This is a genomic window from Pedobacter nutrimenti (genome assembly GCF_032678445.1).
GTDB lineage: Bacteria > Bacteroidota > Bacteroidia > Sphingobacteriales > Sphingobacteriaceae > Pedobacter > Pedobacter nutrimenti_A.
The window spans coordinates 204,204-216,801 of record NZ_JAVTSQ010000002.1 but is presented as its reverse complement, the minus strand read 5'-3'; the positions used below and the strand labels follow the sequence as shown (position 1 = coordinate 216,801).

General features: G+C 39.8%; 13 protein-coding genes. 9 read left to right on the top strand and 4 right to left on the bottom strand.

Features of this window, described 5'->3' with window-relative positions:
• Nucleotides 1-267: 267 nt before the first annotated feature.
• Both R2S08_RS03725 and R2S08_RS03720 read right to left on the bottom strand, forming a co-directional pair.
• Nucleotides 268-855, bottom strand: a complete 588-nt coding sequence (locus R2S08_RS03725) for an RNA polymerase sigma factor (RefSeq protein ID WP_316833909.1) — start codon at nt 853-855, stop codon at nt 268-270.
• A gap of 170 nt (nt 856-1,025) precedes the next feature.
• Nucleotides 1,026-1,373 carry a hypothetical protein gene (locus tag R2S08_RS03720; protein WP_133779267.1) on the bottom strand — a complete coding sequence of 116 codons (348 nt, stop codon included), beginning with the start codon at nt 1,371-1,373 and terminating at the stop codon, nt 1,026-1,028.
• Nucleotides 1,374-1,475: 102 nt separating this feature from the next.
• On the opposite strand from R2S08_RS03720, the gene R2S08_RS03715 reads away from it, so the two are divergent.
• The gene (locus R2S08_RS03715) at nt 1,476-2,015 is read left to right on the top strand and encodes a biopolymer transporter ExbD (RefSeq protein ID WP_316833908.1); all 540 of its coding nucleotides are present in this window, start codon (nt 1,476-1,478) and stop codon (nt 2,013-2,015) included.
• A gap of 247 nt (nt 2,016-2,262) precedes the next feature.
• On the opposite strand, the gene R2S08_RS03710 is transcribed toward R2S08_RS03715, so the two are convergent.
• Both R2S08_RS03710 and metK read right to left on the bottom strand, forming a co-directional pair.
• Complete coding sequence (locus R2S08_RS03710; protein ID WP_316833907.1) at nt 2,263-3,480, bottom strand: IS4 family transposase; 1,218 nt, start codon at nt 3,478-3,480, stop codon at nt 2,263-2,265.
• 179 nt (nt 3,481-3,659) lie between these two features.
• The gene (gene metK, locus R2S08_RS03705; RefSeq protein ID WP_133779269.1) at nt 3,660-4,910 is read right to left on the bottom strand and encodes a methionine adenosyltransferase; all 1,251 of its coding nucleotides are present in this window, start codon (nt 4,908-4,910) and stop codon (nt 3,660-3,662) included.
• 230 nt (nt 4,911-5,140) lie between these two features.
• Here metK and R2S08_RS03700 point away from each other — a divergent pair, with 230 nt between their 5' ends.
• The 8 genes from R2S08_RS03700 to R2S08_RS03665 all read left to right on the top strand — a co-directional run bounded on the left by R2S08_RS03700 (nt 5,141) and on the right by R2S08_RS03665 (nt 12,509).
• Entirely contained in the window at nt 5,141-6,025 is an 885-nt protein-coding gene (locus R2S08_RS03700; RefSeq protein ID WP_133779270.1) for a diacylglycerol/lipid kinase family protein, read from the top strand.
• A 19-nt stretch (nt 6,026-6,044) separates the two neighbouring features.
• Nucleotides 6,045-6,395, top strand: a complete 351-nt coding sequence (locus R2S08_RS03695; protein WP_316833906.1) for a translation initiation factor — start codon at nt 6,045-6,047, stop codon at nt 6,393-6,395.
• A gap of 143 nt (nt 6,396-6,538) precedes the next feature.
• A complete protein-coding gene (gene pckA, locus R2S08_RS03690; RefSeq protein ID WP_133779272.1) occupies nt 6,539-8,146 on the top strand; it encodes a phosphoenolpyruvate carboxykinase (ATP) in 1,608 nt (535 codons plus the stop codon).
• A gap of 273 nt (nt 8,147-8,419) precedes the next feature.
• Nucleotides 8,420-9,247, top strand: a complete 828-nt coding sequence (locus R2S08_RS03685; RefSeq protein WP_133779273.1) for a MotA/TolQ/ExbB proton channel family protein — start codon at nt 8,420-8,422, stop codon at nt 9,245-9,247.
• Nucleotides 9,248-9,334: 87 nt separating this feature from the next.
• Entirely contained in the window at nt 9,335-9,952 is a 618-nt protein-coding gene (locus R2S08_RS03680) for a biopolymer transporter ExbD (RefSeq protein ID WP_316833905.1), read from the top strand.
• A gap of 9 nt (nt 9,953-9,961) precedes the next feature.
• Nucleotides 9,962-10,513 carry an ExbD/TolR family protein gene (locus R2S08_RS03675; protein WP_133779275.1) on the top strand — a complete coding sequence of 184 codons (552 nt, stop codon included), beginning with the start codon at nt 9,962-9,964 and terminating at the stop codon, nt 10,511-10,513.
• 29 nt (nt 10,514-10,542) lie between these two features.
• Nucleotides 10,543-11,367, top strand: a complete 825-nt coding sequence (locus R2S08_RS03670) for an energy transducer TonB (protein ID WP_108555429.1) — start codon at nt 10,543-10,545, stop codon at nt 11,365-11,367.
• A 236-nt stretch (nt 11,368-11,603) separates the two neighbouring features.
• A complete protein-coding gene (locus R2S08_RS03665) occupies nt 11,604-12,509 on the top strand; it encodes a substrate-binding domain-containing protein (RefSeq protein WP_316833904.1) in 906 nt (301 codons plus the stop codon).
• Nucleotides 12,510-12,598: the final 89 nt, after the last annotated feature.

The following is a 12,598-nucleotide window of genomic DNA, read 5'->3' as shown; positions in this document are numbered from 1 at the left end:
TATAAAGTAGGGAGGTGAGTCCGGCTGGGTGTAGAAGGAATGGGTTATGCATGATTGTTTAGCAATGCATTTTTTTTAATAGCACAGGTTGTTTAGCAATGAATTTTGTTTAATAGCATAGTTTCTTTAGCAGGGTATTTTGTTTAGTTGCAGAGTTTGTTTAGCAGAATATTTTGTTTGATTGGATAGCTTGTATTAGTAATACAGGTTGTTTAACTGTACTTGTTTAAAGCGTAGTTTGTTTAGTGGTTCAGTTTGTTTGTGGGCTTATTTTCTGAGGAAAAGGAGGGAGACGAGGAAGCAGGTGAAGTGGCTAACGTCGCCGAAATTGGCTCTGATAACCCTTAGTGCTTTGGTGAGGTGGGCTTCTGCGGTTTTCTGGGAGATGTTTAATTGCTCGGCGACTTCCTGGAGGGATTGATCATGGATCTTGTTGTACTGGAAGACCAGGCGGCATTTCTCGGGAAGCTTATTGGAGAGTTTGGTGATGATCTCCAGCAGGATTTTGTTGTCCAGGTCTATTTCGTCGGCTACTTCGGCATTCAGGATGCCTTCGGAGTTTTCTTGTTTGTTGAATTTCTTCTCCCTGGCCAGGTGCCGGAATACAGCGTAGCGCGTCATGGCTGCGAGATATTGATGGAGGTTTTGGATGTTAAGGCTGTTTCTTTTTTTCCAGATGATGAGAAAGACTTCCTGGACGATTTCCTCAGCGGCATCGGTATCTTTCAGAAGTTTATGGGAAATATAGTAGAGTTTGTCCCAGTATCGGTTGTAAATTTCGGTAAAAGCAAGCTCATCCTCGGTTTGGAGGAGGGAAATTAATTCCTCATCTTTTTTTGAGTGGTAAGCGCTCACAATTGGTTAGATATTTAAGACGAATTTAATATAAAATTAATCAAGTTGGTAGTGTAATGGATTAATTTTTATGTGATTAGGGGCTGGGAAATTCAAAAAGCCTGCTTTGGGCAGGCTTTAGGCTAGTTTTAAACTGGATCGTTATTGTTTTGCAGGTGCTTATTGGCCGATCAGCTGAACAATTCCTGCATATCGCGGTCGGCGGTTGGGATTTTCTTCAGAAAATCGTCAAAGCCTGCGTTTTCCTGCGAGCTGTACATGCCGTAAGCATCCATAATATAGCCGATCTGTCCGTCTTTGTCTTCGAGAAGGTACAGGACAGAGTTGTCTGCCGGATCCGAATCTCCTTCAAAACGGTAGGTTTTAATAATGGTCAGGTCTTCGGGGCTGTAAATCTTATTTAAGCCAACACCCTGCATTTTACCGTGGTCGGTCATTTTTATCTCGTTGTCAAGGCCTTTCTGTCTCAGTTTCTCTAAGATTTGGCTTAATGTGTTCATTTCTACTGGCTGTTCCATAATAGGTCGAATTATCTGATGATAAAACAAGTACAATTAAAAATGGTTTGGCCTTATGCATTTTAATGCCATAATGCATCCTGTTTAAAAAGAAGAAAGCTTATGGCAACACTCAACCTTCCCCAAAATGGCAAGGCCAAATATGGGAGAACACGCAAATCCGTACCTGCTGTTGATCTGACTGCAATGGTAGATCTGGCATTTTTGCTGATTACCTTTTTTATGCTGACCACATCTTTGTCTAAATTCAATGCGATGGATGTGGCTAAGCCTGTTGCGGATGCAGTGGATTTTGCGGAATATCCGGCTTCAAGGACAATGACCGTGCTGCTGGGTAAGGACAATAAGATGGCCTGGTATAGGGGAGAGGAAAAGGGGGCGGCTACTGTTCTGAAAACAATGAACTATGGGGATCTCAACAAACAGTTGCTGCGCAATAAGAAAGAGATACTTGCTTTTCATAAAAATGATTTGTCTAAATTTATGATCGTGATTATCAAACCCACTGCAAAATCCAGCTATAAGAATCTGGTAGATGCTTTAGACGCGATGAAGATTGCTGGTGTAACCTCTTATGCCATTGATGATGAACATTTCTTCAAAACAGAAACCGATTATATGAAACAGGACGCTTTACTTTAAAGTTAAGTCTAACCGGAATGGACCAAGACCCTACTAAGAATGGGACTCGTATGGAGTGTGTACGGAATAATAGGGGATTACCAGCAGAGTAAGTCCGGGTTTTTACGTAAAAACCCGGACTTACTCCGGACTCACTCCGGACTGACTCCGGCCGGAATAGATACTATGTCCGGTTCAGGTCCGAATCATATAAATAGAAAAAGGAGGCCAATCGGCCAGTCATGGTCGGAAGAAATTCCGACCTTTTTCATGTTTTGAAAAATAAGCCAGGGTCTCCACCACATTGGACAACTATTAATGCAATAGCAAGATCCCTTATCTCCATGGAGAACCGTCTTTTTGCTGTCTTGTAAGTCAATTTGTTTGCTTTTTTATATATCAGCACCAACATGGCTGCGATTAATGTCATGTACAACATTACCTGTATTCCGTTCTTATTCAAAGACACAAGGTGGCTCATATTGAGTTCCTGTTTTAGAAACCTAAAAAATACTTCTATGTCCCAGCGTCTCCTATATGCCTGAGCAATTTCCTTTGCAGACAGATCAAAATCATTGCTCAAAAACCAATATTTCTTCCCATCCAACTTGCTTTCCACAATAATAAGACGAAAGGGACTATCTACTAGTTCTTCTCTGAAATGTTTATTCCCCTTTTTGTTATTTACCGCTACACCAGTATACAATTGAACTTTAGAGTCCTTTAATAGATTGGATTCACCTAGATCCAGGTCTTGATTCTCCTTGATAAACGACTCCAGTTCAACGAATTTCTTATTTTCTTTGGCCCTGCAAATGAATGTTATTGCATTGGAACTAAATGTTTTCATGTTTCTGATTGATTGCAAACCTCTATCCATCACATAAATGTTTTGATGATCAGTTTCTTTCTTCACATGAGCCATTACTGCTTCAGGCAGTGCAAGATCTTCACTGGCATAGCCTTTGGAGGTAAATACATTGGATTGACATGGTAATACTCCATCAAAGGCAATACTATATTTCACTGCTTTCTTACCACTTTTGTTATCAAGCCCTTCGGCCAACTTACCAACGGTTTCACTAACCATTGAGCTATCAACACGGATAAGATTATATTTCTCTCTTTCAGTTAGGGAGTACAAACTGGAGAACTGATCGTAAATGCATTCATAGATCTGCTTAAAATAATCTGGATCTATTTTAGAAAGTCGCTCTGAAATGGAGCTTCTGCGTACCCGTTCATCCTCATCCAGATTAAAAAGCACCTTGAATACAGAATCATTGAAGGTATCCTCCAAAGTTCGTTGACTTAGTTTTTCATTATCCAAGATGCCATACAACAGAAGATAGAATAGCTTATTACCATGAAGAACCTTCGCGTAATGATCGATCTTGGTAGTGAGGGATAAATTTGATATCAGCGCCTCAGGAATGTACCCTAATAGATGTTTCGCACTGATAGCATGATCTTTAAATTTTGCCATATCTTATTGATTATCAGCAATTAAGATACTAATTTAAATCCATAAAAACAAGTATAAATGACTGATTATCAGATATTTACGAGAATAAAACAAACTCTTTTACGCAAAAAAGTCGGAAGATTTTTCTTCCGACCATGACTGGCCAATCGGCCTCCTTTTTCTATGGAATGTTTTTTTAATTATAAGGAAAATGCAGCTTTTACCTGATCTACATAATCTAATTTTTCCCAGGTAAACAGTTCTACTGTAACTACTTTTTCTTCTCCGTTAGGGGTTCTGAAAGTTTTGGTTACAGTTTCCGGTGTACGACCCATATGGCCATAGGCAGCGGTTTCACTGTAAATAGGATTTCTTAATTTCAGGCGTTGTTCAATGAAATAAGGACGCATGTCAAAAATGCTTTCTACGATCTTAGCAATTTCTCCGTCTGTTTTATTCACTTTTCCAGTGCCGTAAGTATTGATATAAATTCCCATTGGCTTAGCTACACCAATCGCATAACTTACCTGAACAAGGATTTCATCTGCAACACCGGCAGCAACTAAATTCTTTGCAATATGACGGGTCGCATAAGCAGCACTTCTGTCTACTTTACTCGGGTCTTTACCAGAAAAAGCACCACCACCGTGTGCGCCTTTACCACCGTAGGTATCTACAATGATTTTACGGCCCGTTAGTCCGGTGTCGCCGTGAGGCCCACCAATAACGAATTTACCAGTTGGGTTGATGTGGTACTCAATTTTGTCATTAAAGAAATGTGCGTATTGAGGATATTTTGCGATGATTCTTGGAATAAGGATGTCTACCAGGTCTTTTTTGATTTTGGCCAGCATAGCGCTTTCTTCGTCAAAATCATCGTGCTGTGTAGAAATGACGATGGCGTCGATGCGAACAGGTTTGTTGTTGTCATCATATTCAAGGGTTACCTGCGACTTTGCGTCCGGACGCAGATAGGTGATCTCCTTGTTTTCTCTTCTTAAAATAGCCAGCTCCTGTAAAAGTGTGTGCGACAAGTCTAAAGCCAATGGCATATAGTTCTCTGTTTCCACAGTGGCATAACCAAACATCATTCCCTGATCTCCGGCACCCTGATCTTCTTTATTAGAACGGTCTACACCTTGATTGATGTCCTGGCTTTGCTCATGGATTGCAGAAAGAATTCCGCAAGAGTTTGCCTCAAACATATATTCGCTTTTGGTGTAGCCAATTTTTTTAATCACATCACGTGCAATCTGCTGAACATCCAGATAGGTTTTTGATTTGACCTCTCCGGCCAGGATGACCTGTCCGGTAGTAACCAAAGTTTCGCAGGCTACTTTTGAGTCGGCATCAAATGCTAGAAAGTTATCAATTAAGGCGTCTGAGATTTGATCTGCTACTTTATCCGGGTGACCTTCAGAAACAGATTCTGATGTAAATAAATATGACATTTTAAATAATTAATTTATATACTGAATAATTACGTAAAATGGAAGATGATCCTGTAAAACAGGCAGTAAAAGGAAGTGTATGATGGTTAGCACTTTTTTTTACGTGGTTGCAATCCCGCTATTTTTACATAGCATCGCAAATCAGTCCACTTTAATGATGCAAAATTACTATATATATTTAAATAGTCAAAAAATATCGATTATTTTGTAGAATCATTAATACAGGACTTTTGGCAAAATCTAACATATTATTTATTATCAACCCGATTTCCGGGGGGAAGGACAAATTAAAGATTCCGGCACTTATAGACGCTAATCTGGACCGTTCCAGGTTTAATCCGAACTATAGTGTAACAGAGTATGTTGGCCATGCTGCGGAAATTGCAGAGGAGGCAGCCAATAAGAATTTTGACATTATTGTTGCAGTAGGCGGAGATGGTACGATCAATGAGATCGGTTCCAAGGTGGTTCTTCAAAATAAGGTGCTTGGCATCATTCCTTTTGGCTCAGGTAACGGGCTGGCCAGGTTCTTAAAGATTCCAATGAATCCGACGAAGGCCATCCAGGTGATCAATAATCTGCATATTAAACAGATTGATACGGCCACCTTTAATGATAAAGTTTATTTTAATATGGCTGGAATGGGTTTTGATGCCCATATCAGTTCTGTTTTTGCGGGCAACAAGAAAAGAGGCTTTTCCGGTTATTTGAAAGTGGGTTTAAAAGAGATGCTCGACTATATGCCGGAAACCTATACCATCGTTATTGACGGGAAATCGTATACCCGTAAAGCTTTTGTGGTGAGTATAGCCAACTCTTCCCAATATGGTAATAATGCACATATTTCTCCCCTGGCTTCGGTGAGCGATGGTTTGCTGGACGTATGCATTGTGAAGAATTTCCCGTTATATCGTTTACCTGTCCTTGGTTATTATATGATGACGGGCAATACCCATAAATCGGATATGGTAGAGATCATTACCGGAAAGGAGATCCACATCAGCCGCCCGAAAGAAGGGGCTATTCATATCGATGGGGAACCTTTCTTTATGGGAACTGAAATAGATATTTCCATTAATCCCTTATCCTTAAATATTATCGTACCTGCAGAATAAAGATTTAGAGATTAAAGCAATGAAAACGAAGAAGAAAGTATTGAATGATTTTGGCGGGATCATGTATTCTACAGATCCTTCATTTACTTATCCACAGGAAGAGTCGGCCGAAGAAAGCATAGCCAATAACCAGCAAGACTTAAGGGTCATGCTGGACCGGAAAAACAGAGGGGGTAAAGCGGTTACACTGGTTACTGGCTTTGTTGGCCCAGAGGAAGACCTGGAGAAGCTGACGAAAACGCTAAAGACAAAATGTGGGGTAGGAGGAGCTTGCAAAGATGGCGAAATCCTGATCCAGGGTGATTTCAGAGATAAGGTGTTGGTCCTGTTGCAGAAAGAAGGTTTTAAAGTGAAGAAAGCCGGAGGCTAAAATCGCATTATTTCTTTTTTAAATTACTGTTTTACAGTGGTTTAATTGTTAGTGTAAGGGAGACAATAAGTAAAATTTTTCCTGAAAAATGGTTCTTATTCCCTTTTTATCTATATAACTTTGCCGGACTAACTTATTTATTTATGAGCAAAGTTATTTTGCAAAAGCCGGACTTAAGCTACCTGAACCTAAGTTCCGAGAATGCTTTTTACCAGCTGGAGGTAGCAGAATTGGTGGAAGAGGCCTTGAAAAACGGCGAGGGAACGCTTGCAGACAGCGGCGCCCTGGCCATTGACACCGGAAAATTCACCGGACGTTCTCCTAAAGACAGATTTATTGTTTGTGACGATGTAACCAGGAATGCTGTTTTTTGGGGTGACATCAATATTGAATTTAGTGAGGAGAAATTTGACGCCTTATATAATAAGGTAACAAACTATTTGAAACAGCAGCAGCAGGTTTACGTTAGAGATGCCTATGCTTGTGCAAATGAAGAATTCAAAACGACGATTCGTGTGGTGACCGAAAAGGCCTTCCAGAGCCTGTTTGCCAATAATCTTTTTCTGAGAATGGAAAAGGAAGATTTAGGGATTCAGCCGGAGTGGACGATTGTTGCAGCACCAGGTTTTCTTGCAGACCCGCAGGCGGATGGAACCAGGCAGTCTAATTTCTCTATCTTAAATTTTACAAAGAAGATCATTCTGATCGGAGGAACGGCGTATACTGGCGAAATTAAGAAAGGAATTTTCTCAGTCCTGAATTTTATTCTTCCTGAACAAAGAAAGACTTTATCTATGCACTGCTCCGCAAATGTTGGTGAAGAGGGTGATACAGCCATCTTTTTTGGCCTTTCAGGGACTGGAAAGACAACCTTGTCTGCAGATCCAAAAAGGGGGCTGATTGGAGACGATGAACATGGATGGGGAAAAGGAACTGTTTTTAACTTTGAAGGTGGTTGCTATGCAAAATGCGTTGATCTTACCGCAGAAAACGAGCCTCAGATCTATCATGCGATCCGTTTTGGCGCTTTGCTGGAGAATACCAATTATTTTCCTGGTACCAGAAATGTAGATTTTTCCAATATAGATAAAACAGAGAATACACGGGTTGCTTATCCGATTGATTATATTGATAATGCGGTTATTCCGTCAATGGCTGGTGTTCCAAAGAATATTTTCTTTTTGACCGCTGATGCTTTTGGGGTATTGCCGCCGATTTCCAAACTGAATCCCGGACAGGCAATGTTTCATTTCATTTCGGGCTATACAGCAAAGGTTGCAGGTACAGAAGCTGGGGTTACAGAGCCTCAGGTTACTTTTTCTGCCTGTTTCGGCAAGGCTTTCCTGCCATTGCACCCTACCCGTTATGCTGAATTGCTGGGTGAAAAAATGAAACAGCACCAGGTGAATGTATGGCTGGTCAATACAGGCTGGAGTGGTGGTTGCTACGGTGTAGGTAAAAGAATGAAACTGGCCTATACCCGTGCTATGATTACTGCTGCTTTAAAAGGACAGCTCGAAGGAGTTGAGTTTTCTGAACATCCGGTTTTTGGATTGAACATGCCGGTGAGTTGCCCCGATGTTCCGGCCGAAATTTTGAACCCCAGAAATACCTGGAGCGATGTTCATAATTATGATGTAAAAGCCAACGAACTTGCGGCTGCGTTCATCCAGAATTTTAAGCAGTTTGATGCTTACGCCAACGAAGAAATGCGTAGTTCACTACCAAAAATTACCGAAATCACGGTTTAAAGCATTTTTTTTAGTTAAAAATTTGCATTTAATTTTTTTTTTAGTTTTAATTGTGAAAGATTGTCTCCTAATAGGGGACAATCTTTTTTAATATATGCTTCTGTTAAGGGGAAAATACACAGTGTAGCGAATTAATAATTTAATGTTAAATTAAGATTCAAAGTTATAAGTTTGCTGCTACAACAATTGTGTATATTAGCCGTTGTGTGTATTAAGAGAAATTATCTAATTTTTAAAAAAACAAAGTACTAAGAACTAAAAAACTAACAAAAAATGGCAAACGCACCAAAACCAACAACAGTTACAAAAGAAAGCTCGTCAGCTTCTAATTTATTCGCTACTCTGGTAATTCCTATCTGTATTATCATCGGGATATGTCTTTACAAATTTGTATTAGGTGATCCAAACAACTTTATCGACAACAATCCTGAAATGGGCCCTAAAGTAGGTAACTATGCTGGTATGGCTTACAAAGGGGGAGTTATCGTTCCGATTCTAATGGGTATGCTTTTAATGGTATTTGTATTCTCGGTTGAACGTTTTATCGTAATCGGAAAAGCAACCGGATCAGGTAGTCTGGACGCTTTCGTTAAAAAAATCCAAGGCCTTTTGAGCAACAACAACATCGAAGCTGCTATGGCTGAGTGTGACAAACAAAAAGGTTCTGTTGCCAACGTAATCAAATCCGGTTTGAAAAAATACCGTGAAATGGAAGTTGAAGCAAACATGGATACTGATCAGAAATGTTTAGCCATTCAGAAAGACATCGAAGAAGCAACTACTTTAGAGATGCCAATGTTAGAGCAAAACTTAACTGTAGTAGCTACTTTAGTTTCTGTAGGTACATTAACAGGTCTATTAGGTACAGTAACAGGTATGATCAAGGCCTTCGGTGGTTTGGCTACATCTGGAGCTCCTGACCAGGCTGCGTTAGCAAGTGGTATTTCTGAGGCCCTTATCAACACGGCTACAGGTATCTGTACTTCTACTATCGCGATTATCATGTATAACATCTTAACTTCTAAAATTGATAAATTAACTTATGCAATTGATGAAGCAGGTTTTAGCATCATCCAAACTTATGCTTCTACGCATAAATAAGAAATAATGAATTTTTTTTTACCGGCTTTATGGAAAACCGGAAGAATTAACATCATTAGTATAAAACATAAGTAATTTAAAAAAATTATGCCAAGAGCAAAGGTTAAAAGAAAGAGTACTTCGATTGATATGACCGCCATGTGCGACGTAGCTTTCCTGTTGCTTACTTTCTTTATATTAACAGCAACTGCACGCCAGCCTGATCCTTTGGATATCAAACTTCCTTCATCGAGCTATAAGATCCCGGTGCCTGATGTTGATATCGCGAAGCTGACCATCGGCCACGGAAAAGTGTTTTACGAGGTTGCAGGGAAAGACGTTAAAATGGCGACTTTGGATAAAATGGCTGAGCAATACAAATTGAGCTTTACTCCTCAGGAGAAAGAACGTTTTGGGGTAATCCAGTCATTCGGTGTACCGATGCAAAGTTTAAAAGCGTTCATCAATTTACCTGATGAGGCTGCAAGAACTAAATCTGGATTACAGATCGGTATCCCTACAGATTCATTGGACAATCAATTGTCTGCCTGGTTACTGAATTCGCGTAAAGCTGTTGCAGAATTGCATTCTACCCAAATGCGTGTAAGTATTAAAGGTGATGCAAAAGAAGAATATCCTGTGGTTAAGAAAATCGTTGATATTCTTCAAAAACAAAAAATTAACAAATTTAGTTTAATTACAACTGCCGCAGGCGGTGCTAAATAAAGATAGACAATGGCAGAATTAGATACCTCCAGCGGGGGCGGTAAAAAAGGAGGCGGTAAGGTCAGAACCAAGAAAGCGAATACCAAAGTAGATTTAACTGCGATGGTGGATTTAGCCTTCCTTCTGATTACCTTCTTCATGCTTACCACTTCCCTTTCGAAGCCAATTGCAATGGACATTGCAAAGCCGGATAAGGATGTTAAGGATGAGAACAGGCTTGAACTGCGTGCATCTCAGACCATGACTATCCTTTTAGGTAAAAACAATAAAGTGGCCTGGTATATGGGTGAAGCTGGAAAAAGCCAGCCTAATATCGAAGGATTTGGTGAAATCAGAAAGTCAATACTGGAGAATAAAAAGAAAGTAGCTGACGCAAATGGTAACAACCCTAAGAAAACACTGGTTGTTGTAATTAAACCTACATCAGGTGCAAGTTATGAGAACTTTGTGAATATTATGGATGAGTTGAACATCACCAAGATCACGGCTGCGCCGGCAATTGATGATGAGAACATCACTGATGCAGAAAAAGATTTCATGAAGAAAAATGGAATTTTATAATATAATTTTAACATTAAAACATTAAAGCAATGTTAGGTTCTAAAATAGATTTATTCAGGAAGGAATGGCTTGATGTTGTTTTTGATCAGAAAAACAAAAGTTACGGGGCTTACGAGCTTCGTACCAGAAACTCTGCAAACACAACAAAATCGTTATTCTACGCATCAGCAGTGTTTATCCTGCTGTTCATCTCGCCTAAGATCATCAGTATGATCAAAGGTGCGTTGCCTGAGGAAGAGGTTGTTAAACAAGTAGAGGTTACTGTTGCTCCACCACCACCGGTGAACCCGGATACCCCTCCGCCACCACCGGTTGAGCCTCCGCCGCCAAAACAGGATCAGGTTAAGTTTCCTCCTCCTATCGTTAAGCCGGATAACTTGGTGCGTGATGAAGAGCCACCTCAGATTGAAGATTTGAAAAAAGCAGATCCGGGACAGAAAACAATTGCGGGTGATCCGGATGCGGACATCGTAGTTGCTGCACCAGTTGGAAATGGTCCTAAACAGGCTGCTGTAGTTGAGGATACTAAAGTTTATGACTTCGTAAGTATCGAAACTCAGCCAAGTTTCCCTGGAGGTATGGAGAAATTTTATGCTTACCTGCATAAAACCGTAAAATATCCTCCAATGGCTGCTGAAAACAACATTCAGGGTAAGGTATTCTTATCTTTCGTTGTGGAGAAAAATGGTGAATTAACAGACATCAAAGTAGACCGTAAATTAGGCGGTGGTACAGATGAGGAAGCTGTTAGGGTATTAAAGGCCAGCCCGCGCTGGACTCCAGGTATCCAAAACGGTAAACCGGTTCGTGTTAAATACAACATTCCAATCAGCTTTACTTTATCAGGTCAATAAGATTAGTACATGATTGACTTCAATTTTTTTAAGCAGAAATCGCCTCAACAGCGATTTCTGCTTATTTTAGGGCTAGTTATGCTCTTGTTTTATATGGCTTTGGGAACATTGCTAATTTTTTGGAAGGAGATTCCATTTGATATCACGCCAACTTACAGGATCCTGTTTGGTGTTTTACTTATCGTTTATGCCCTGATCCGGTTTTACCGGTTAATTAATCAAAAAGATCAGTCGGAATGAAATATTTGAGCTTTATAATAGTATTACTGGTTGTTTTTTCTTCTTGTAAGAATAAAAAGGCAAAGGAAGGACAATCGGAAGATTCCAGGACTTCAGGCTATGCTAAATTGCTGGTGGATGAGTCTTTTCATAACATTATAGATGACCAGATAGAAGTTTTCAATTCTGATTATCCGGAGGCACATTTTACCGTAATTACAGGTAATGAGAATAAGATATTTCCAACCTTTTTAAACGATAGTGTAAGGGTAATGATTTCTTCCCGGATGCTTACATCAGATGAAGAAAAGGCTTATAGTAAAAGAAGCATCCCTGTATTTACATCCAGGTTTGCTATTGATGGCATTGCATTGATTACGGCCGCAGATAGCCAGGACACCACCATTACGGCTGAAGAGGTGATTTCCATTATGAAGGGAACGTCATCTTCGGATAAAAGCCTGGTGTTTGATAATGCGTATTCAAGCACCTTAAGATATTTTAAAGACCTGGCGCAGGTAAAGGAATTGCCTAAAAAAGGTATTTATACGTTAAGTAACAATAATGATGTGATCAAATATGTTTCTGAACACAAAAACTATATTGGCGTGGTTGGCGTAAATTGGTTAATAAAGAAATACAGCGAGGGAGAAGAATATTCGGGGAAAGTAAAACTAATGGGCGTAAAAGCTGTTAAGGGTAAAAAAGGGGATGATGCGTTTTATAAACCTGTTCAGGACAATCTGATCAGTGGTATTTATCCTTTCCTTAGAAACATTTACATCATTAATGCGGAAGGTAAAGAAGGTTTAGGCACAGGATTTGCAAACTGGTTAGTGAGCCAGCGCGGACAACTGATTGTTCTTAAATCTGGATTGGGTCCTCATAAAATTGTATCGAGGGATTTTAACTTGAAGAATTAAAACAAAATTATATATTTGGGAATACGAAGTATCTCGCTTTTTATCCTCTCAAAACAAACGAACCAATGAAACCTGCGTAGCAAGCTTCA